We start from the raw sequence: 22,466 nt of genomic DNA, 5'->3' as shown, positions 1-22,466 counted from the left end.
TCAAAAAAACCTCCCCATTAATAGGGAGGTTTTTTATATTACATGAATGAAATATAAAATTAAGCTTGCACTTTACTTTTCATAAATGTATGGATGCGCTCTAATGCTTTCTCTACTTGTTCAAGAGATGTCGCATATGATAAACGAACATTATTTGGAGCACCAAATCCTGTACCTGGTACAAGAGCCACTTTTTCCTCTTCTAATAGAGCTTTTGCCCAATCATCAACTGTTGCATATCCTGATAAAGCTACAGCTTCTTTTACGTTAGGGAATAAGTAAAATGCACCTTGCGGTTTAATACAAGTAAAGCCAGGGATTTGAATTAATTTATCATAAATGATGTTTAATCTCTCTTCAAAGGCTTGACGCATTGTTTCCACAGGTTCTTGTGAGCCTGCGTATGCCGCAATTGCGCCGTATTGAGCGATTGAAGTAGGGTTTGACGTACTATGACTCGCTAAGTTCGTCATCGCTTTAATAAGCTGCTTATTTCCTGCAGCATATCCAATACGCCATCCTGTCATAGAATGAGATTTAGATACACCATTAATAATAAGTGTTTGTTCTTTTAATGCATTAGAAAGCTGGGCAATTGAAGTATATTCTACGCCACCATAAATTAATTTTTCATAAATTTCATCAGAAACGATTAAAATATCATGTTCTAAACATACTTCTCCAAGCTGTTGTAATTCTTCTTTGCTATAAATCATTCCTGTTGGATTGCTCGGTGAATTAATAATAACTGCTTTCGTTTTCTCTGTAATTGCCTCACGCAGCTGCTTTGCTGTAATTTTGTACTCATTGTCTTCTAAACCTTCTACATAAACCGGCTTACCGCCAGCAAGCTTTACTTGCTCTGGATAGCTTACCCAGTAAGGAGTTGGGATGATAACTTCATCTCCCTCATCAAGTAATACTTGGAATAATGTATATAATGCATGCTTTGCACCATTACATACAATAATTTCAGATGGATCATACGCAATACCTTGATCGCGAGTAAATTTCTTCACAATTTCTTGTTTTAACGATTGTAATCCACCTGTTGGTGTATACTTCGTATGCCCTTCTAACATCGCTTTATGTGCAGCATCCATAATATGCTCTGGTGTATTAAAGTCAGGTTCCCCTGCCCCTAATGCAATTACATCATGACCCTCTGCTTTTAATGCTTGTGCCTTTGCTGTAATTTCTAAAGTTGAAGACGGTGTTAAAGCAGCTACTCGCTTTGCTAATTTCATTTGTAGTTCCCCCTACATCTATTTTTCAATGCTATATCGTCTTAAAAATTTTCCATCTTTAAATTCAAGATAGTAATAACTATAACGATTGTCATCATCAATATATGTAACTTCCCATAGTGGTACATCATTTTCAAAGCCTAATTTCACTTTCATAATCTCTTTCGGCTTACTTTTTGATTCCTTACTTTCATTGCCGACTTGCTCTATTGTTCTTTGTATAGCCTCTTTTTCAGAAATACCTTCGCTCTTTTTCCTTACTACAGTATCCCCTTTTTTCTCAGGCACCCAAACGATAAGTTGTTCTCCCTTTTCATCTGTACCTTGCACGACTATATATGCAGATTTTCCGTTGTAATAATCAACAGATTTCACCTTTGTAAGCTTTGCTTTTTCTTTAGCAATTTCTACAAATTTCGACTCTTTTGGAATTTTCTTTCCCATCGCTTTATTATAAACATACGCCCCATATATTCCGCTAGCAACGATAACAATAATGATTGCAAAGATCCACTTTTTCATTGTATCACTACGTTCTGTAAATCGTAAATACAGCTGTTTCTTTATCTTTTTCGTCTAATGCTAGTCCGAACATGAGGTCCTGCTCTTTTAACGTACGATTTAAACTATCAACAATTTTATACAAATCCGACGAATATTTAATACGCGTCGTTGATAGTACTTCGATTTTCTTATCCATGAAAAAACTCCTCCGTTACACAAAAATTTCTAATTATAGAAGAACGCAATGCGGTTACAATAAGAGTACATTCTTTACAACCCCTGCTTCATCACCCATCTATTATAGCAGGACATGTACAGCAAAAAAAGGTTTCAAGTCGAAAACCAACACATTTTGTATACAAGAAGTAAGAAAAATAAAATTCCTCCTACCCACATTTTTTACGCCTGAAGTTTATAAGTACTTCAGGCGTATTTTTCTTCTATTTTTATTCATTTGGTGGTTCTTCTAATTGTACTAACAATTCTTCTAATGGCCCTTCATAAAGAGGTACGTTAGGAATCGATTGTAGAAATCGTTTTCCATAGGAAGAACTCGTCAAACGACGATCTAACACTACTACCGTTCCTGTATCTGTATTCGTTCGAATTAAGCGGCCGAATCCTTGTTTGAAACGTAATATTGCTTGTGGGAGCGCTAATTTAGTGAATACATCTTCACCTTGATTTTTTAGCCACTCACCTTTCGCTTCCATCATCGGCTGATGAGGAGGTGTAAATGGTAGACGGACTATAACAAGACAACTTAAGGCATCTCCAGGAATATCTATTCCTTCCCAGAAACTGCTCGTCCCTAGTAAAATTGATTTGTCGAACTCTTGAAACTTTCGAATTAAGCGGCTTCGACTTCTATTATTCACACTTTGGGTCAGTAATAAATACCCCTCTAATTCATCATTATTTTTTAAATTCGCATACGCTTCTTTTAACATTTCATACGAAGTGAATAAAACGAGCATTCTGCCTTTTGTGGCTTTCGCTATCTTTGCAATATGTTCCGATACAGATTCAATATATCGCTCATTACTTACTTGCTTAATAAAAGGTACATCCGTTGACACCATTAATTTCATCTGTTCATCATAACGAAATGGCGACGGAACCTTTAAAGTATTTGGAGCGAAATCATGTAAACCAAGTTCCTCTTTTATATAATCAAACGTATCGTTAACTGTTAGTGTTGCGGATGTAAAAATAACACTCTTTTTTTCTGTTAAAAATTCATCAGCAAATCTTTCACCAATATGAACAGGCTGTGCATATAGAACTGTTGAATGAATCGTCCCTTTCGTTTCAGTCTCCATCCAAGTTACATACGAATTCTTTTCTAATACGAGTAACTGTAATGATTCTGCCATCTTTCTCAGCAACTCAATTAAATGCATAAATTCACCTGTTACAACATGCATCTCCCATTCTAACTTACTTTGCAATATATCCACTTGCTTCTCAAGAGCAGTTACTACCCTTCTTAATTCATATATAAAACGATTTGTTAATTCGACGATACTATCCCACAACTTACCTTTTTCTAGTTCTGCGTTATACCTATAGATGAGCGGCATATTATTCGTTCCTTGCTCTTGCTTTGTTTGTTTAAATATAAAAGTACGTAACATTTGGAAGAGTTCATCCGCATCAAACTTAAGTTCCTTCAAACTATAACTTATCATACGGAAAGTTGAACGAGATGCTTGCTCTGATTTTTTCATCATTTTATATACTTTGGAGAGTACATCTTCTGTTTCTAGCGTCCCAAGACGAGATATAACCAATTGAAAATACATACAAGAGAACTGTTCACCCAATGTTCTACTCGCAGCTTCTTCAATATGGTGAGCTTCATCAAAAATAATATGTTCGCATGAAGCAAACAACGGTTCTTCACTTGAAAAATCTTGAAATAATAACGCATGATTTGTAATAACGATATCTGCAAATAAAGCTTTATTCTTCGCTCGCTGGTAAAAACAACGACTAAACCAATTACTTTGCATACCGCCTGGACTATACGCATCGCTACAAATACGATTCCAAAGTAACTTTCCGCCCTCAGGAATATTTAATTCGTCTCGATCACCTGTTTCAGTTTGCAATAGCCAAACTAAAATCTTCGCCTTCGTAAGTGCCATATCATAATTTTTTTCTTCCTCTTGCAAAGCATACTCAAATTTATGTAAGCATAAATAATGCTTTCTTCCTTTTAGAAGAGCTGCCTCAAATGAAAATGGCATTATTTTTTGTAATAACGGAATTTCTTTTTCTAATATTTGTTGTTGGAGTTGTACCGTTTGTGTACTTATAATGACAGGTTCTTCTTTTCTCTTTGCAAAATAAAGACTAGGAAGCAAATAAGCGAGAGTCTTTCCTGTTCCTGTACCGGCTTCAATTAGTGAAAAACGAGAATCTCTTAAAGCCGTATATATCTCTTTCATCATCAGTTGTTGACTTTCTCTTCTTTCAAACTTTGGCATATGTGATTCCAATTTATCCATCGTTTTATTCAAGAAAGCATCAAACTTTGATGAACACGTTTCTCCAAGGTTTAAGGAATAGTTCCGCTTTTTCAGCGCAATATTTCGATGTATTTCATACTCCGTTATATCTTCTTTACCGTGCATTACTTTCTTTAAAATATTTTCAGAAAGCACATCAGCTATATCGCTTTGGAACACATCACTTAATTCATAAAGCGATTGCAACGTGACAAGTGGTAACTTTTCAATTTCATTTAAAAATTGTAAAAATAATTCCGCTGTTGCAAGAGCATCACTATCCGCACGATGTGGTTGATTGTGCTCTAGTTCATGCTTCTTAGCTAAATCACGTAATTTATAACTATCGGCTGTCGGCAAAAGAATTTGAGCCAATTCAACCGTGTCGATTTTCGGACAATGTATTTCTGTATATCCAGCTTGCCTTAATTCTTCATTTAAAAAATTCCAATCAAAGTGAACATTATGCGCAACGAAAGCCGCACCTTGTAATAGCTCAACAATCATCGGGGCTACATCTTGAAATAACGGGGCTTGTTTTACAAGACTTTCATCAATCCCTGTTAATTCTGTAATAAATGGTGGGATCTCTCTCTTTGGGTTAACAAAAGACGAAAAAATCTCCAATATCTCTCCATCTTCTACTACAACAGCTGCAATTTGGGTAATTTTATCCTTCCCATCTTTCCAGGAGTTCCCTGTCGTCTCTAAATCAACAACGACATAACGCTTACTCATATATGTAACACCTCAATTTCTTACCTTTCAAACAACAATAATTTATATAATGTTACTATACCACGTTTTATCTCATCTTAATGAAAAGATGCACAAAAAAGCTATCTCCGCAATAGAGATAGCCTTTCTACTTATAATATCGTACTCGCTTTTTCAGCACCTAACATTTCAATAATTTGATTATTATCGTCTAATACTGCAATTTTTGGTTCTTGTTTATGAATCTCTTCTTCCGTAACTAGCCCATAACAAATAATAATTACTTTGTCCCCTGGTTGTACAAGCCTTGCCGCAGCACCGTTTAAACAAACAACACCACTACCGCGTTCCCCTTTAATAACGTATGTCTCTAAGCGAGCACCATTATTATTATTTACAATTTGGACTTTTTCGTTTTCTACAATATTTACTGCATCCATTAAGTCTTCATCAATTGTAATACTACCTACATAATTTAAATTTGCCTCCGTTACAGTTGCACGATGTAACTTTGCTCTCATCATTGTGCGAAACATAGATGCTCCCCCTTATTTAACCGTTAATGTTATATTGTCAATTAATCTTACATTTTCAAACTTAACTGCAATAGCTAAAATGATTCTTCCTTCGACTTTCTCTACCATTGTTAATGACGGATATGCATATAAATCTGCATAATCTACAGTGCCTTTCGTATGCGTCTCAATATACTCTTTCACAAGATTTGTAATGATTTCCGGATTACGTTCACCTGCCTCAATTCTTTCTTTCGCCATACATAGGCTGCGGTATAAATGAAGAGCTTCTTCACGTTCATCTTGTGATAGGTACACGTTACGAGAACTTTTCGCTAAACCATCTTCTTCCCTTACAATATCAACTGGTACGATTGTAACTGGAATATTGAAATCAGTTACAAATCCTTCAATTACTGCAACTTGTTGAGCATCTTTCATACCGAAATAAGCACGCTTTGGCAGCGTAATATTAAATAGTTTCATTAGTACAGTTGCAACACCAGCAAAATGACCAGGTCTTTGTTGACCGCATAATACGTCCGTGCGCTTCACAACTTCTACCGTTGTTGTTTGTTCTGCTGGATACATTTCTTCTACACTCGGATAAAATAAATAATCTACACCGTTTTCTTTTGCTACATTTTCATCTCTATCAATATCACGAGGATATCGATCTAAATCTTCATTTGGGCCAAATTGTAGTGGGTTTACAAATACACTTAAAACTACAATTTCATTTTCTTCTCTTGCCTTACGTAATAAAGTAGCATGGCCTTCATGTAAATAACCCATTGTTGGAACAAAACCAATACTCTTTCCACTTGCACGAAGTTCGCTCGTAATTTGCTGCATCTCTTGCACTGTAGTTACGATTTTCATTATTGTTTTCCTCCGTATAACGCTAAACATTCTTCCTCTTTCATTGTGAACGAATGTTTTTCTTCAGGAAATTGTCTTGTCTTTACTTCAGTAACATATTGTGAAATCCCACGCACAATTTCCTCTTGAACAGACGTATATTGCTTCACAAATTTCGGAACACGATTTACGCCGTATGAGATAAGATCATGATAAACAAGCACTTGCCCATCTACTTTTTGTCCTGCACCAATCCCAATTGTCGGTATTGTTAGTTGCTCTGAAATAAGTTCTGCTAACTGCATTGGTACACATTCTAACACAAGCGCTATTGCACCAGCTTCTTCACATTTCTTTGCATCTTCTATTAATTTTTTTGCACTCTCCGCATCTTTTCCTTGCACTTTATATCCACCCAACACTCCTACAGATTGAGGGGTTAGACCTAAATGCGCTACAACAGGAATTCCTGCGTTCGTCAAATATTGAATCGTCGATATAACTTCTCCAGCACCTTCTACCTTCAGTGCGTGTGCCCCGCTCTCTTGAACGATGCGGCGTGCATTCACCATCGTTTCTTGTAATGATACGTGATACGACATAAATGGCATATCAGTTACAATAAACGTCTCTTTCGCTCCGCGGCGTACAGCTTTCGTATGATGAATCATATCCTCTACTGTTACAGGTACTGTTGAATCGTATCCGAGTACAACCATTCCAAGAGAATCTCCAACTAGAATCATATCAACTTCAGCTTCTTCTGCTAATTTAGCAGATGGATAATCATACGCCGTTAGCATTGTAATCGGCTCACCTTGCTCTTTCATCTTCAAAAAATCTGTTTTTGTTTTCAAAAACTACTCCTCCTTTATGCAGGAGAGAGGAGATGGCCGAAATCATATAAAAAAACCCCTCTGGCCATAAAAGGGCAGAAGGGTTGTGTGTTAGTCGGCATTATTCATCCCTCTGTCCCAGTCCGTTATTGGATCAAGGCAGAATCCAAGTTATTATTTTTCGTATGACTTCGAATCATGGTGCAGTTCGCTCTGATACTGCCCACATTCGAACTAATTATAGCAAACTACAAAAAGGAATTACTACATTTTTTTGAAAAAATAATTTTTTATTCTTATTACGGTATATGAAATTTAACACGAGAGTATATATGCTATACAGTTTTTATGGATAATTCAATCCTGAAAAGATACATGTTTTTTCAACGCATGTTAAAAAAGTCCAAGTTAATTTTTTCTGTAATCAATTTAACTATATAGTATAACTCTTAAACTAATGATGCAGGTTAATTGAGGAAAGTACTTAACAAAGGAGAATTGCAGATGTCTATGAACAGGTGGTTATTTCGATTCAGCAGTTTGCTTGTAATGATTGTATGGTGGATGTCTTTAGGATCCTCCCATGTATTTGCCTCAGTTCATGTCGTAACACAACCCACCGATTTAACGAAAGTGATTGAGGTTGAACTAAATGATGATTACTTTAATCCAAATGTCATCACGATTCCGCTTGAAGGATCAACAACATTACTATTGAAAAATAAAGGTAAAAACGAGCACACCTTTACAGTGAAAAAACTCGGTATTGACGTCGTAGTCCAGTCAGGAAAAGAAAAGAATATTACCGTGAAACCTAAAAATACTGGTACATATGAATTAATATGTCGATACCATCTTCTTAAAGGAATGGCAGGCAAAGTAATCGTCAAATAACATGCCAGGCCAACTCGACGGAAGCTATTTTGAAATGAACTTTAAATACGAAAAGAATTTATTATCATGTTACAAATTCAACTCAAAACTATTGAAATAAAAAGAAGTTCCAAAAGAGGAACTTCTTTTACTTAATTTCGATATCTGCAGAATGAATATGATGTACTTTTCCTTCATGGTCTTCTAGAAGCAATACACCATCCTCTGTAATTCCTTTTGCTACACCCGTAATCGTCTCTCTCATTGTTCGAGCGGTAATTTCTTTCCCGATGCTCACAGCGTAACTTTCCCAAAGAATTTTAATGACAGAGAAACCATTTTTTAAATATTCTTCATATAATTTTTCTAGTTGTAAATAGATTTGTTGCATAAGTTCTGCACGAACAATCGGCTTACCTGATTCAATCGCTAATGAAGTAGCGATGTGCTGAATTTCTTCATCAAAATGTTCTTGCTTTTGATTCGCATTAATACCGATGCCCATAATGACAGCATTAATTTTATCAGGATCCGCTTGCATTTCTGTTAATATACCTACAGCCTTTTTACCTTGAATTAAAATATCATTTGGCCATTTTATTCCTACGTTTACACCTGTACATTTTTCAATTGCCTGTGCAACACTAACAGCCGCTAACAAAGTAAGTTGCGGTGCATGATGAACTGGGATTGATGGGCGTAAAATAATACTCATCCAAATCCCTGTTCCTTTTGGTGAATGCCATTTTCTGCTTAAACGACCTCTTCCCGCTGTTTGTTCTTCTGCTACAACGACAGTTCCTTCTTCTGCACCTTCATAAGCAAGTTTTGCTGCAATGTGCTGCGTTGATTCAACAGTTTCTTCAAAATACACTGTTCTACCAATCCGCTTCGTTTGTAGCCCTAACTGAATTTCATTAGCAGTCACTTTGTCTGGCTTACTTGCAATTCGGTAACCTAATCGGCGCACAGCTTCAAGTTCATATCCCTCACTCCGCAGATCCTCCATATGTTTCCACACAGCAGTTCTTGAACAACCAAGTTTATCACTAATTGTTTGGCCGGATACAAACTCGCCATCCGCTTCAGAAAAAACTTGCAATAACTGCTTTCTTATAGTAGATTGCATCCTTGCAGCCACTCCCTTATACGCTCTTTCTCATTAACTACGTTTCCTTGTACGATTGCTTCTTCGATTTTCTGAAGCATTTCAGCAACCCACGGACCAGGCTTTTTGTTTGCCCAGTTTAATAAATCATTACCAGTCACATTCATTTCTTGACGCTCCTGGATTGGCAATGCATGAAACATTGATTGTACTCGTTCAATAGATGTAGGATTATAGCTTTCAATCATCGCTTCATATACTCTCTCTGCCATTTCAGCGATATGAATTCCCGTTTTATAAAGAAGGACTGTATCCCAATCCTTCTCCTTTCTAGTACGAATTGCCAATAAAACTGCAACAATATCTTTTATTTTTTTATTCGAAAACTTCCATTGACGTAAAAAGACAGATGGATGTTCTTCTCCGATACAATATAAGAAAAATGCCCACGCCTCAATATCCGTTTCGAAAGAATCCCATTTATACTGCGTAGCTTTTAACAGTCTCTCTTCTGACATTTGTAAATATGGCAAATGAGAAAATAGCTTCGTCTCTACTAATTCTTTGAGACCTTTCACACAATATGTACCAGTTAACAGTTTCTCAAACTCTACTGTAATACGCTCAATTGCTATATGTTCTAGCAAATGCCCATACGTTTCAATCGCTTGCTTCGTTTTCATTTCTAATGAAAAACCTAACGTGCTTACAAACCGAATACCACGCATCATTCGCAGGGCATCTTCTTGAAAACGATCCGCAGCATTTCCAACTGTCACAATTTCTCTCTGTTGAATGGCTTCCTGTCCAGCAAATAAATCAACCATTTTGCCTTCTTCTGTCATAGCAATTGCATTCATCGTGAAATCACGACGTTTTAAATCCTCTTCTAATGAACGAACAAATTGAACACTACTAGGTCTTCGAAAATCTTCATATTCGCTTTCTGTTCGAAAAGTAGTTACCTCATAAGGCTCACCATTTTCTACAACAATTACAGTTCCATGCTCAAGACCAACAGGAACATTTCTTGGGAATATAGCCATCACTTCTTCTGGTAGAGCAGATGTCGCAATATCAATATCTCCAATCGGCCTATCGATAATAAGATCTCGTACGCTCCCACCAACAAAGTAAGCCTCATGTCCTTGTTGCTTTAATGTCTCAATAATAGAACTAGCTTTTTTAAATCTTTCCATTTTTGTCATCCCTTAGTACGTCATAGTAAATCGTTTCATATTGTGAAACAATTTTTTCTGAGCGAAATTGCTCATAAACACTTTCTCTTGCTCGTTCTCCCATATTACGGTGAAGTTCCTCGTCCTTTAATAGCTGAATAGCTTGATTTGCCACTCCTGTTGTATCGCCAACTTCACATAAATATCCTGTTTCCCCGTGTTGAATAACCTCTGGAATACCTCCAACCCGCGTTCCGATACAAGGTACACCACACGCCATTGCTTCTAATAAAACAAGACCAAAACTTTCCTTCTCTGATAGAAGCAACATTAAATCACTCATCGCAAGTAGTTCTGCAACATTATCTTGCTTCCCTAGGAATAAAACGCGATCTTCAATATGTAAATTCTTCACTATCTGTAAAATCGTACAGAATTCTGGTCCGTCTCCAACAAGAAGCAACTTCGCATCTACTTCTTTAACAATTTTAGCAAATGCCTGAACAACATCCTGCACACGTTTCACTTTACGGAAATTCGAAATATGAATAAGTACTTTTTCACTCTCACTTATACCATATTCTTTCTTTAATTGAGACATATTACGCTTGAAATATACACGTTCGTCTATAAAGTTATATACCGTTTGAATTTCTTTACTTGGTTTTACAAGCTCATGTGTTTCGTTAATTAATGAATGCGAGACAGCAGTAACAACATCCGATTGCTCAATACCAAAACGAATTAAATTATTTAACGAAGGGTCGGAACCTAACACAGTAATATCTGTTCCATGCAAGGTTGTGACAATTTTAATACGCTCTCCGATCATTTGTTTTGCTAAATATGCACAAATTGCATGTGGTATTGCGTAATGCACATGTAAAATGTCTAGGTTTTCTCTTTGTGCAACCTCGGCCATTTTACTTGCTAACGCTAAATCGTATGGTGGATATTGAAATACAGAGTATTGATTTACCGTCACTTCATGAAAATAAATGTTTGGATATACTTTATTTAATCGGAATGGTAAACCCGATGTAATAAAGTGAATTTCATGCCCACGTTCCGCCAATTGCTTTCCTAATTCTGTTCCAACAACTCCAGAACCACCTACAGAAGGATAACATGTAATACCTATTTTTAATTTCATTTACATCCCCCTAATAAATCAGCATGTAATAAAACCGGTTTCTTACTCATAAATCCCTCGGCATACAAGACTCCAACTTCTTTTCCAAACATCTTCTCACGAGCGATCACAGTTTCAACGTAACCTTCTGTTAACGGTGTCTTAACACCATCGCTCCCTGTTGAAAACTGACTTTCATACGCTTCTAATGCTTCTACCTTTATAGAGAGGTACTCACTTATATCTATACAAAAATTCGGTTTATGAAAACCATTAATCATATAATTATAAAAAGACTCCACACGATGTGGTGAAAGTTCCGGCATATATTTACGGATTCCTGCTGAAAAAATAGCCTCTTCCACAAGCTTTGCACAATTTGCATGATCTGGATGGCGATCTTCATAGTACGGCGCAAAAACTAGTTTTGGTTTATATGTACGGATCACCTTGACAATTTCACGTATATACTCTTCTTTCATATACAAACCACGGTCTGGCATCGCTAAATTCAGCCTCGTTTTTACTCCCATTATACGAGCTGCGACCTTCGCTTCTTCTTTTCTCAACTCTATCGTTCCATTTGAAGAAAGATCAGCTTCTGTTAAATCACAAATACCTACTTCATACCCTTGCTTTGTATATTTAGCGATGGTACCAGCCATGCCGATTTCAACATCATCGGCATGAGCACCAAACGCTAATATATGTAATCCACTCATAATTGTTCCCCTCATTTTCTTAACTTACGATAATCTAAATCTCCTCGCTCTAATGCGTGCATTAACATTTCAGCACTTGCCATATTCGTTGCAAGTGGAATCGCATATACATCACATAAACGAAGCAATGCATTCACATCCGGTTCATGCGGCTGTGCTGTTAATGGATCGCGGAAGAAAATCACCATATCTAAATCGTTCTTTGCAATCATTGCACCAATTTCTTGATCTCCACCAAGAGGGCCAGATTGATATCTTGTTACAACTAATCCAGTCGCTTCCATAATACGAAGCCCTGTCGTTCCTGTTGCAAATAATTCATGTTGTTCAAAAATTGGTTTATATGCGTATGCAAACGAAACCATATCATTTTTCTTTTTGTCATGTGCGATTAAGGCAATTTTCATCCGTTGTCTCCCCTTTAGTCGATAATATTTTCTAAACCGTACACAAGATGATCAAGGTTCATTACTGTCTCAATTGATAGTTTTACACCTGACATAAATGATGCACGATTGAATGAATCATGACGAACTGTTAACATTTGTCCATCTCCACCGAACATTACTTCTTGGTGTGCAATAAGCCCTGGCAAACGTACACTATGAATGTGAATACCGTCTACATTTGCACCACGTGCACCTGCTAGTTGCTCTACTTCATTTGGATGACCTTGCTGCTTTGATTCACGATTTTGACGAATTAACTCTACCGTTTTTACAGCTGTACCAGATGGTGCGTCTAATTTTTGATCATGATGTAATTCAATTACCTCAACATCTTGGAAATATTTCGCTGCCATTTGTGAGAATTTCATCATAAGAACTGCACCAATTGCAAAGTTTGGAGCAATAATTGTTCCTACTGCTTTTTCTTTTGCATTCTCTGTTAAACGTGCCAATTCTTCTTCTGTAAATCCAGTTGTACCAATAACCGAACGAAGTCCACGCTCAACTGCAAGTGTAACGTGTTGTTTCCCCACTTCTGGTGTTGTTAAATCTAACAACACATCTGCTTCTACTTCATCTAAACAAGTATGTAAATCAGCGTAAATCGGTGCATGTAATGCTGGCATGCCAGGTAAATCAGAAATCTTCTCACCACCATGCTTATAATCCACTGCTGCTACTAAATTAAAATGTTCCGTTCTTTCCATAAGAAGAACTGCTTCATGTCCCATACGTCCTCTTGGTCCGGCGATAATTACTTTAATTTCTTTCATTATTCTTTCTCTCCCTCATCAATACGTGTCCAGCGATCTTTATCACGTGTATTAAATTTATTCATTACAATGTTATGTGCTGTCTCTAAATCAATATTTAAACTATTTGCCATACAAATCATAACAAATAATACATCTCCAAGCTCTTCTTCAATACTTCTTTCTTTTTCAGTTGTTTTCTTCGGTTTCTCACCATAATAATGATTTACCTCTCTTGCAAGCTCTCCCATTTCTTCCGTTAAACGAGCCATCATTGCAAGCGGACTGAAATAACCTTCTTTAAACTGACCAATATATGCATCTACTTCTTTCTGCATATCTTTCATCGTTTTTGCTTCCATACTATTCACCTCTAATCCTTCCTCTTTCATGTTAGCCAATTCATCGCGATTTGACAAATATTATTCCCCGCCAAACACCTATTTGCGACCCATTTTTGGATAGACTATAATAAAGCGAAACTTCTTTTGCGTTTTTTTGCAAAAGATTAGTTGAACTAATCGGGTTCCTACGGCTGGTTCGCCTTTCTTCAGAGCTTTATCTCCTACCAGCCGTTGGTACGGGGTAAAGTGAAACTTCTTTTGCGCTTTTTTGCAAAAGATTAGTTGAACTAATCGGGTTCCTACGGCTGGTTTGCCTTTCTTCAGAGCTTTATCTCCTACCAGCCGTTGGTACGGGGTAAAGTGAAACTTCTTTTGCGCTTTTTGCAAAAGATTAGTTGAACTAATCGGGTTCCTACGGCTGGTTTGCCCCTCTTCTTTGCTTCATCTCCTACCAGCCGTTAGAGCGGGATAAAGTGAAACCTTCTTTTGTGCTTTTCGCAAAAGATCAGCCCACACCAATCAAATTCTTACTATTTTCACTAGCAACTAGAAATTACTTATTATTATGTTTTACTGTTTCAGCGGAGCAATGCAATCATTACATAATTAGGGGGATTTCTATATGACATCAAAATTGAAGATGCGAAATATTATTTTTATTTTAATCGGTTCCGCTATATTTTCTTTCGGTATTGTGAATATCAATATTGAAAACCACCTTGCAGAGGGTGGATTTACTGGTATTACACTATTATTGTATTTTTTATTTAAGTTTGATCCTTCCTACTCAAACTTAATTTTAAATATCCCTATATTTTTTATTGGTTGGAGGTTACTTGGCAGAACGACATTTTTATATACATTAATTGGCACCTTTAGCGTATCTTTATTTCTATGGATTTTCCAGCGTTACGAAGTACTCAACTTACATTTAAACTTGCAAAATGATATGACACTCGCAGCTTTATTCGCCGGGGCATTTATCGGTATCGGCCTTGGAATAATATTTAAATATGGCGGGACTACTGGCGGTGTAGATATTATCGCACGACTAGCTCACAAATATGTTGGCTGGAGTATGGGGAAAACAATGTTTATGTTTGATGCTGTCGTTATCGTAGTCTCTATTCTTACCTATTTATCATACCGCGAGGGCATGTATACGCTAGTTGCTGTTTTTATCGGTGCTAAAGTCATTGATTTTATGCAAGAAGGAGCTTATGCTGCCAAAGGAGCGACTATTATCTCAGAGAAAAACGATGAAATTGCTGCCAAAATTTTATCTGAAATGGAGCGCGGAGCAACCTTTTTAAAAGCTGTTGGATCGTATACAAAAGTGGAACGTAACGTATTGTATTGCGTTGTTGCTAAAAATGAAATCGTGAAATTAAAGAATATCATTACTTCTGTAGATCCTCATGCTTTTGTCGCTGTAAGTGATGTACATGATGTAGTTGGTGAAGGATTTACGTTAGATGAAAATAAAAACCCTTTACATAATTAAATGTAACTAGAAAAGCGCCTTAGCTTTTCTAGTTTTTTATTACAAGTCTTTTAAGCTTCTCAAAATCCTCATGAATAAGCTCCAATAAACTCCGATTATAAAAAATGGAAGCTGGATGAAAAGTCGGAAAAACATGATATTCTTTCTCTGACCATGTAAACTCTGCACTTTGCATATCCTTTAATTTTTGAATGGGCTGTTTTAATAATTGCCCGTGTATATCTGTGATTTTTTTATTTTTTCCTGTTAAACGTTGAAGACCGATATTTCCAAGCGTGACGATAAGCTTCGGATGTATTTTCTCTAATTCATAATCTAACAAAGGCGCATGGGCAACTATTTCTCCCTGATTTGGCGTTCTATTATACTTTTTTTGTATGATTTCACCATTTCGTTCTTTTTTCTCTCGCCATTTATAAGGTCTACTTCGAACAGCGCTCGTAATATATACTTCTTCCCTTGTAACATCAATACGCTCTAAAAAATCCATTAATTGTTTTCCCGCCCTCCCGCTAAACGGAATCCCATTATGAATTTCTGTTTCACCAGGCGCTTCTCCTAACAACATAAATTTGGGATTTTCAGGACCTTGTCCACTTAAAAAACCTTCTAGTTGATAAGGAGCACTGCGCTCTTGCACTTGTTTTACTAAATGGTCTGGATATTTCATTTCCCCCCACCGCCTTTCCGCATTACTTCTATTATTTCTATTTGCAATACATTATATAATTCAATCTATACAATAAAAAAAGACTATCAAAATTGATAGTCTTTAGTCGTCGCTACGCTGCATACCAGTATACATTAATACGAGACGTAATAATTCAAATACCGCTACAGCTGCAGCTGCTACATATGTTAATGCTGCCGCATTTAATACTTTACGAGCTTGCCCATATTCATCTGTTGATACAATACCTAACGCTTCAATTTGTTGCATTGCGCGCTTTGACGCATCAAACTCAACTGGCAATGTAACGAGCTGGAACACAACACCTGCTGCCATTAAAATGATACCTAATAACAACAAACCAGACATTTGTGCAAATATACCGATTAGGACGAAAATCCAAGACATATTCGAACCAAAGTTTGCAACTGGCACTAACGAATGACGAACGCGCATAAATTTATAATCTTTTGCATCTTGAATTGCGTGTCCTACTTCGTGTGCTGCAACTGCTGTACCAGCAACTGAATGTCCATAATAGTTATCTGTTGATAATCGAACCGTCTTAGCGGTTGGATCATAATGGTCTGATAAATGACCTGGTGTTTCTTCTACAGCTACGTTGTATAATCCATTTTCATCTAAAATTTTTCGAGCCACTTCCGCTCCTGTCATACCTGATGTTGAATAAACTTGTGAATACTTGCTATAGGCACTACGTACTCTTGACTGTGCATACAACGGTATGATCATTATGATCGCGAAGTAAATTAAATAAAACATCATGAACCTCCATTGAAGTTTTAATTATAGTACTTCTCATTCTATTTTCTTCTGCCACTATTGTCAATGAATAAACCTTACAATCCATATCTTTATTTATTGCATTATCTATTTTTAGAATGTACATTACTTTTTCTTTTTTCTCTCTCTCCTTTATACTTTCTCCATCCAACATAAGTTAATGTGAATAAAATAAGTCCCCCAGTAATTGTCATAAACCAAATGAGAGAGGGTGCAATTTCATCTTTTTTTACTGTGTGAAATATCTTTTGCAAATCCCCTTTAATAATCCCTAATTGCATTTGGCCGCCTTTCGTTTTTAACATAACGTTACGAAATTCATCTAAATAAGATAAATGAACATTTACACGCTGAACCTCGTTTTCTGGCAAAGCAATCATTAAGCTTGGATAAATAATATTGAATTCATTTAAAAACGTATTTAACGTTTGTTGAAACTGCCCAGCATCTTCTTTTTCCATCGCTTTTTCCATTTGAGAAAAGGCATCCATTACTTTCCTTTCTCTTTCCATCCAAAGTGGTTGATATTTCGATACTTGTGCATCAACAGCAAGTTGTAATGCCAGCACATTATCAATTTTAGCTTGCTTACCTAAACCTTCTTCAGAGAGCGATTGTTGCGCCTTATCGTAAGCTAAAGAAATAACTCTAACTTGATCTGGTGTTACTTCCTGCTTCTTTTCATTCCCCTTTATTAAAAATTGCTCCGAGAAATGTTGTAATACTTGTACCGCTTTTTCATCTTCATTACGCTTCACTAACTGTAACGAGTCGTCTAACAACCCTGTTAGCTCATTCCACTCTTCAGCATATATACGTAACGGAAACATTATAATTAGAAATGCTATCAATCCAATTAATGTTCTCTTCATCCCGGTCCCCCCTATAACTACTAGTACAAAATATGTTAATTTGGACAAGAATAGAACAGAACTAGACCGAAAAATATATTATCATTTTACAAAGAAAAAAATTCTCTTTAAGCAGAGAATTTTTTCTGTGACATCCTTTTCTTTTTTACGAAATATCGATATAAACTGTAACAAAGTATACTACCACCTAAAATGAATAATAAAATAGCACACGCAGCATGCATAAAGAACTCTTCTGGTAACATTAATATAATTGGATCTTTTTCAGGATCAAAAACCCAATAATCATTACTAAATAAAAGTTTATGGAATAATACAAAACTCTTTTCAAAATTAATAGCAATTGGTAACATAAGCGCTATCGGAAAAATGATTGTTAAAATCGATCCATGCAGTAAAAACTTTTCATTTTTCTTTTTTAATAAATAAATTCCGCCTATCACTGCAATCATAATTGTCGCATACATCACATATTGAATCTTTACTAAAATATTTTTAACATCTACAAAATGAATACGGCCATTTGTGGACATATCTAATGTTGGCAAATGTAATGCTCCGTCATAAAACGGGGATAAATATGTAATAAGCACATCGTAATTTCTTTTAATTTCATCCTTCGTCATATCCGCTAAATCAGGAATATTTAAAAAATCAATTTCAAAATAATACAGCCATTTTCCATACACAACTGCCGTTGTTGCGAGTGCAAAAATAGAAAATGCTATGCTATATGAAACAACTAAAGTAATCAATCGATCCAATATTTTTGTACCACTCTTATTTTTCTCCATGTTCTCCCCCTAAATGTTCTAACCATCATAAAGAAAATTGTTTCCTTTGCTCACGTAAGCAACAATAATATGTAATACATAGTACAGCAATACTTAACCAAAACGTAAAATAACCAATTTCCTCTACAAACAAATGCATAATTCCATATCGCGGCATTTGCCAAAATAAATAATCAATTGCATCGTTATGCAACGTCCACACAGCTGCTACTATAAAATGCCATTTTTTTATACGATAGAATGGAGCATATAAAAATCCTTGTACTGCCATCGCAAAGTGCGAAAGCATTAACATGTAGCCCATAAGGCCAATAGGCCCTTTTACGTAAATCATAATCCCGTTTACAACAACAGCCCAAATACCATATTTTATTAAAGTTACAATCGCTAACGCTTCTATTAATCCCCAGTTTCTCTTTGCCAAAAAAGCAATTAAAACAAAGACAAAAAAGAGACTCGCCATAGGACTATCTGGTACAAACGGCCAAAATATAGGTGACGTTTCTTTCAATTGATTTCCGTACCATATAAATCCGTAAATTGTACCTAATATGTTAACAATTAATAAAAATAATAATACCGAGCGTTGTCTTAACATTGCATACAAGTACACCAATCCGTATGTCCAACACCTTTCAAGCAAAGTAATTCATTCATTAAATCCTACTCTATTATAACAAACTTCATCCAACTAAATAGAAAAGCTGACTACAAATTTTGTAGTCAGCTTTTTATTATTTTTTATTATACTTTGCAACGAATTCCGAAAGCTTCTTCAGTTCCTCATCCGTACCTTTAAATACACCTTTAGGCATTGAACCTTTTCCCTCTTTCGCAATTTTAGCAATTTCTTCTGGCTTTAAAGTTAAGTTTTGCAGTGCCGGTGCTGCTGCCCCGCCCTGTAAATTGTCACCATGACATGTTAAACAAGTATTTTTTTGCATTAATTTATAGCCATCATCATTTTTATCAACTGGCGCTGTTTTTACAATTGCTCCTTGTTTTTTTGCAGCTTCCCAGTCGTGGTGTGCTACAGATTCCCAAGTTAAAAAAATAATCGATGCAATTGCTAAAAGCATAAATCCAGTTGCCACAGGACGCTTCAATGGACGTCTTTCTGGACCTCGATCAAGAAATGGAGCTAACAGTAATGCTCCAAACGCAATCCCTGGCATAATAAATGCTCCAATTACAGTAAATGAACCGGAAGCATAAGAATACTTTAATAACTGATACAAGAATAAGAAATACCAATCTGGAAGTGGTATATATCCAGCATCAGTTGGGTCCGCCATTCTCTCAAGCGGCGACGGATGCGCCACTGTTAAACATAAATAACCGATTAAAAAAACTGCACCAACCATCCATTCTTTTAACAAGAAGTTCGGCCAAAATGCTTCTGTTTTCCCTGGGTATTCAGAATAGTCTTTTGGAATATTTGGTTTCCGAGCTACTGGTACCCGAGAATCTCCTACAAACTTCATCCCTTTGCCGCGATGCATAATCTCCCTCCTTTTGTTCTTTCCCCTTTAATTTAGCAATCTCTTATAGTGGACCGGAAATACCTTGTTTGCGAATCATGATGAAGTGGAAGGCCATTAAACCTAGAAGTGCTGCTGGTAAGAAGAAGACGTGAATAGCAAAGAAGCGAGTTAATGTTTGAGCGCCAACAATTTCGGAATGACCAGCGAGTAATGTTTTAATATAAGGACCAATGAGCGGTGTTTGCTCTGCAATTTGAATCCCTACTTTTGTAGCAAATAAAGCTTTCATATCCCACGGCAATAAATATCCGGTAAAACCAAGACCTAACATAACAAAGAAAATAAGAACACCAACAATCCAGTTTAACTCACGGGGCTTTTTATACGCACCTTGGAAGAAAACTCTGAGTGTATGTAAAAACATCATTACAATTACGAGACTAGCACCCCAGTGGTGCATACCACGAACAATTTGCCCATAAGCAACTTCATTTTGTAAATAGTAAACTGATTCCCAAGCATTTTTAATATCAGGCACATAATACATCGTCAAAAACATTCCAGATAAAATTTGAATTACAGTAACGAAAAAGGTAAGTCCTCCAAAGCAATAGACGAATGCAGAGAAGTGATGTGCCGGGTTTACATGTTCAGGTACTTCATGATCAGCGATATCACGCCATATTGGTGTAATATCCAATCTTTCATCCACCCAATCATAAATTTTATTTAACATCTACTTTGCACCCCCTCTTGGCTTCGCTTTTCCTAGATACAGCGTTCCATCTTTCACTTTAGACTCGTACACATCAAGCGGAGCAAGGGGTGGCGTACCTTTAATGTTAATCCCATCTTTTGTATAACGCCCCCCGTGACATGGGCAAAAGAATTGATTCGGATGTGCTTTGTCCGAATTCCAGTTAACTGTACATCCTAAATGTTTACATACTGGAGAGAACGCAACAATGTCTCCGCTTTCATCTTTATGAACCCAAGCCGATTTTGGTTCTTCAGACTTGTACCAACCATCAACCTGCTTCACTTTAAAATCGAAACGCTTCGGCTCTGTTGTAATATCCTTTACTTGCGCAACAGCAACCATATCTGTTCCCGCTTCTTTTCTTAACACCGGATCAAGCGCAAATCGCGTCATCGGCATTAAAATACCGGCAGCCATAAAGCCTCCTACCCCTGTGAGTGTGTAATTTAAAAATTGTCTTCTTGACACGCGATGTTCTTTGTCGCTCACGAAAATTTCCCCCCTCTATCAGAAATTGTCCCCTCGTGATAAATTATATAAAAAATAAAAACTAGGACACTATCATGATATAATACGCTCATGCACAGGTCAATATCATACTACTCATAATAATAAGAACTTTCTGTTTATTGCGAGTTTCCCCATTTCTCTTCCAACATCACCATTATATTTTTTATATGCGCATGAATAACTTCTCTTTTTGCTTGATCACTAAATTGTTCTAACGCTAATGAAGGAAACCAAAATAAATCTCCCTGTAACTCTTGCATATCCTCTTTCCATGAAAAATCACTTGTAACATAAGCAATATGCTTAAAACCTTCACTTCGTAAATGATTTGTCCATTCTTGCAAACGACCTTTTTCATTCTTTTGACTTTCTACCAAATACGTAAACGCAGGCAGTAAAAGCACTCTTCCTTTATACTCTCTTTCCAATTCCGTGCTCAACAATTCGATAAATTCGCCTTGTTCTACAACCATTTTCATTTCTTTTGCTGCCGAAATTGATAACAGCGGTATTACTCCTGTATCAACATACTCTCTTGCTTGCTCAAACTGTTCTACATCTTTTACAATCCACTTCAAATCCCTTCCCTCCTTCACTTACAAATGACAGAACTTTCACTTTATATATATTAAACCACACTAAAAGAGGTAAAAAAAGAAAAACTACCCAATATAGGTAGTTTTTCTTGATAAAAGTCTGAAATTTGTAAAAATTAATTAATCCAAATAAATTCTATAAAGTCTTTAACTCTGCCGTTAATCTATGAAACGCTTCCTTATCTTGCTTATCTAACGCTTCATCAATTTGTTTCAAAAGGCGTTCTCTCCTAAACGAAAATACACTTTCTTCCAAAAACCTTTCTGCAAGTAAACGATCTTTTTCATTTACTTCAATATGCTTTGGTAGATATGGGTTTTCTTCTAATACAGCTACATAATTCGCATTTTGAAACGATGATTTAAAGTTGAGTTGAATATAAATATCCTCATCTCGATTTAAACGAATATCATGAAACGATTTTTCAGCATCTGTTGTCATAACATTTTGTTTAAAAAAGTGAAACGGTGTGTCTTTCACACAATTCGCTGACATCACTAAGCCACGCGGACAATATTTTGCATGCTCTACGAAGTGGACTTTATGCATCAATTGGTCGTGACTCATTAAATAATTCAGAATCCATACACATTCACGCTGTTTCAGTTGGTAATTATTCAAAAACCATTTTACAAAATCCTTCTTCTCGTTTACAGAAACAGGGGTATTCATAGCAATTAAGTCCCTCCTCTGTCTTTCTCTTTTCTTTTTAGATTCAAG

At 36.3% G+C, this 22,466-nt stretch carries 26 protein-coding genes; 2 read left to right on the top strand and 24 right to left on the bottom strand.

Features of this window, described 5'->3' with window-relative positions:
- Window positions 1-59 precede the first annotated feature (59 nt).
- The 7 genes from aspB to panB form a co-directional block, all read right to left on the bottom strand.
- The gene (aspB, locus tag MHB52_RS08355; protein WP_000761560.1) at window positions 60-1,247 is read right to left on the bottom strand and encodes an aspartate transaminase AspB; all 1,188 of its coding nucleotides are present in this window, start codon (window positions 1,245-1,247) and stop codon (window positions 60-62) included.
- 18 nt (window positions 1,248-1,265) lie between these two features.
- A complete protein-coding gene (locus MHB52_RS08350) occupies window positions 1,266-1,769 on the bottom strand; it encodes a cell wall elongation regulator TseB-like domain-containing protein (protein ID WP_000758739.1) in 504 nt (167 codons plus the stop codon).
- Between the two features lie 7 nt (window positions 1,770-1,776).
- Window positions 1,777-1,947 carry a YpmA family protein gene (locus MHB52_RS08345; protein WP_000358352.1) on the bottom strand — a complete coding sequence of 57 codons (171 nt, stop codon included), beginning with the start codon at window positions 1,945-1,947 and terminating at the stop codon, window positions 1,777-1,779.
- Between the two features lie 250 nt (window positions 1,948-2,197).
- Window positions 2,198-5,002, bottom strand: coding sequence for an ATP-dependent DNA helicase DinG (gene dinG, locus MHB52_RS08340; protein ID WP_016117492.1), 2,805 nt, complete (start codon window positions 5,000-5,002; stop codon window positions 2,198-2,200).
- A 131-nt stretch (window positions 5,003-5,133) separates the two neighbouring features.
- Window positions 5,134-5,517 (bottom strand): aspartate 1-decarboxylase, encoded by a 384-nt coding sequence (gene panD, locus MHB52_RS08335; RefSeq protein ID WP_000490183.1) that lies wholly within the window; start codon window positions 5,515-5,517, stop codon window positions 5,134-5,136.
- 12 nt (window positions 5,518-5,529) lie between these two features.
- A complete protein-coding gene (panC, locus tag MHB52_RS08330; RefSeq protein ID WP_000707024.1) occupies window positions 5,530-6,378 on the bottom strand; it encodes a pantoate--beta-alanine ligase in 849 nt (282 codons plus the stop codon).
- The gene (panB, locus tag MHB52_RS08325; protein WP_000851108.1) at window positions 6,378-7,214 is read right to left on the bottom strand and encodes a 3-methyl-2-oxobutanoate hydroxymethyltransferase; all 837 of its coding nucleotides are present in this window, start codon (window positions 7,212-7,214) and stop codon (window positions 6,378-6,380) included. Before panB ends, panC begins: the two co-directional genes overlap by 1 nt.
- Window positions 7,215-7,697: 483 nt before the next feature.
- On the opposite strand from panB, the gene MHB52_RS08320 reads away from it, so the two are divergent.
- Window positions 7,698-8,087, top strand: a complete 390-nt coding sequence (locus MHB52_RS08320) for a cupredoxin domain-containing protein (protein WP_016117491.1) — start codon at window positions 7,698-7,700, stop codon at window positions 8,085-8,087.
- Between the two features lie 127 nt (window positions 8,088-8,214).
- Here the strand turns inward: MHB52_RS08320 and MHB52_RS08315 are convergent, their stop codons facing one another.
- From MHB52_RS08315 to MHB52_RS08285, 7 genes are read right to left on the bottom strand one after another with little or no spacing between them, the layout of a single operon-like run.
- The gene (locus MHB52_RS08315; RefSeq protein WP_016117490.1) at window positions 8,215-9,195 is read right to left on the bottom strand and encodes a biotin--[acetyl-CoA-carboxylase] ligase; all 981 of its coding nucleotides are present in this window, start codon (window positions 9,193-9,195) and stop codon (window positions 8,215-8,217) included.
- Entirely contained in the window at window positions 9,180-10,373 is a 1,194-nt protein-coding gene (locus MHB52_RS08310) for a CCA tRNA nucleotidyltransferase (protein WP_016117489.1), read from the bottom strand. The genes MHB52_RS08315 and MHB52_RS08310 overlap by 16 nt, the downstream gene beginning before the upstream one ends.
- Window positions 10,360-11,505, bottom strand: coding sequence for an N-acetyl-alpha-D-glucosaminyl L-malate synthase BshA (gene bshA, locus MHB52_RS08305; RefSeq protein WP_000768305.1), 1,146 nt, complete (start codon window positions 11,503-11,505; stop codon window positions 10,360-10,362). The genes MHB52_RS08310 and bshA overlap by 14 nt, the downstream gene beginning before the upstream one ends.
- Window positions 11,502-12,206: a bacillithiol biosynthesis deacetylase BshB1 gene (gene bshB1 / locus MHB52_RS08300; RefSeq protein ID WP_000015673.1), complete on the bottom strand. Its 705-nt coding sequence runs from the start codon at window positions 12,204-12,206 to the stop codon at window positions 11,502-11,504. Before bshB1 ends, bshA begins: the two co-directional genes overlap by 4 nt.
- Window positions 12,207-12,217: 11 nt before the next feature.
- On the bottom strand, window positions 12,218-12,613 hold the full coding sequence (mgsA, locus tag MHB52_RS08295) for a methylglyoxal synthase (protein ID WP_000684765.1): 396 nt from the start codon (window positions 12,611-12,613) through the stop codon (window positions 12,218-12,220).
- Between the two features lie 14 nt (window positions 12,614-12,627).
- The gene (gene dapB, locus MHB52_RS08290) at window positions 12,628-13,428 is read right to left on the bottom strand and encodes a dihydrodipicolinate reductase (RefSeq protein ID WP_000658810.1); all 801 of its coding nucleotides are present in this window, start codon (window positions 13,426-13,428) and stop codon (window positions 12,628-12,630) included.
- Complete coding sequence (locus tag MHB52_RS08285) at window positions 13,428-13,769, bottom strand: nucleotide pyrophosphohydrolase (protein WP_002108639.1); 342 nt, start codon at window positions 13,767-13,769, stop codon at window positions 13,428-13,430. The genes dapB and MHB52_RS08285 overlap by 1 nt, the downstream gene beginning before the upstream one ends.
- Before the next feature lie 604 nt (window positions 13,770-14,373).
- Between MHB52_RS08285 and MHB52_RS08280 the strand changes: the two genes are divergently transcribed.
- On the top strand, window positions 14,374-15,255 hold the full coding sequence (locus MHB52_RS08280; protein ID WP_000202121.1) for a YitT family protein: 882 nt from the start codon (window positions 14,374-14,376) through the stop codon (window positions 15,253-15,255).
- Window positions 15,256-15,283: 28 nt separating this feature from the next.
- Here the strand turns inward: MHB52_RS08280 and MHB52_RS08275 are convergent, their stop codons facing one another.
- The 10 genes from MHB52_RS08275 to MHB52_RS08230 form a co-directional block, all read right to left on the bottom strand.
- Window positions 15,284-15,925, bottom strand: a complete 642-nt coding sequence (locus MHB52_RS08275; RefSeq protein ID WP_016117488.1) for a uracil-DNA glycosylase — start codon at window positions 15,923-15,925, stop codon at window positions 15,284-15,286.
- 102 nt (window positions 15,926-16,027) lie between these two features.
- On the bottom strand, window positions 16,028-16,711 hold the full coding sequence (locus tag MHB52_RS08270) for a zinc metallopeptidase (protein ID WP_058839490.1): 684 nt from the start codon (window positions 16,709-16,711) through the stop codon (window positions 16,028-16,030).
- Window positions 16,712-16,812: 101 nt separating this feature from the next.
- On the bottom strand, window positions 16,813-17,601 hold the full coding sequence (gene ypjB / locus MHB52_RS08265; protein ID WP_000831584.1) for a sporulation protein YpjB: 789 nt from the start codon (window positions 17,599-17,601) through the stop codon (window positions 16,813-16,815).
- Window positions 17,602-17,708: 107 nt separating this feature from the next.
- Window positions 17,709-18,395 carry a lipoprotein intramolecular transacylase Lit gene (gene lit / locus MHB52_RS08260; RefSeq protein WP_000414377.1) on the bottom strand — a complete coding sequence of 229 codons (687 nt, stop codon included), beginning with the start codon at window positions 18,393-18,395 and terminating at the stop codon, window positions 17,709-17,711.
- Window positions 18,396-18,420: 25 nt separating this feature from the next.
- Window positions 18,421-19,011, bottom strand: coding sequence for a DUF1405 domain-containing protein (locus tag MHB52_RS08255; protein ID WP_025967075.1), 591 nt, complete (start codon window positions 19,009-19,011; stop codon window positions 18,421-18,423).
- Between the two features lie 118 nt (window positions 19,012-19,129).
- Window positions 19,130-19,897 carry a menaquinol-cytochrome c reductase cytochrome b/c subunit gene (gene qcrC / locus MHB52_RS08250; protein WP_000554603.1) on the bottom strand — a complete coding sequence of 256 codons (768 nt, stop codon included), beginning with the start codon at window positions 19,895-19,897 and terminating at the stop codon, window positions 19,130-19,132.
- A 43-nt stretch (window positions 19,898-19,940) separates the two neighbouring features.
- Window positions 19,941-20,615 (bottom strand): menaquinol-cytochrome c reductase cytochrome b subunit, encoded by a 675-nt coding sequence (gene qcrB, locus MHB52_RS08245; protein ID WP_000932700.1) that lies wholly within the window; start codon window positions 20,613-20,615, stop codon window positions 19,941-19,943.
- Entirely contained in the window at window positions 20,616-21,128 is a 513-nt protein-coding gene (gene qcrA, locus MHB52_RS08240; protein ID WP_001280593.1) for a menaquinol-cytochrome c reductase iron-sulfur subunit, read from the bottom strand.
- Between the two features lie 137 nt (window positions 21,129-21,265).
- The gene (locus tag MHB52_RS08235) at window positions 21,266-21,727 is read right to left on the bottom strand and encodes a YpiF family protein (protein ID WP_000871314.1); all 462 of its coding nucleotides are present in this window, start codon (window positions 21,725-21,727) and stop codon (window positions 21,266-21,268) included.
- A 154-nt stretch (window positions 21,728-21,881) separates the two neighbouring features.
- Entirely contained in the window at window positions 21,882-22,418 is a 537-nt protein-coding gene (locus tag MHB52_RS08230; protein ID WP_001095925.1) for a ReoY family proteolytic degradation factor, read from the bottom strand.
- Between the last annotated feature and the right edge of the window lie 48 nt (window positions 22,419-22,466).

It is taken from the genome of Bacillus sp. FSL K6-0073, from assembly GCF_038006085.1.
Lineage (GTDB): Bacteria > Bacillota > Bacilli > Bacillales > Bacillaceae_G > Bacillus_A > Bacillus_A cereus.
Note: the sequence above shows the minus strand (reverse complement) of the source record. Positions and strands in the feature narration are given on the sequence as shown.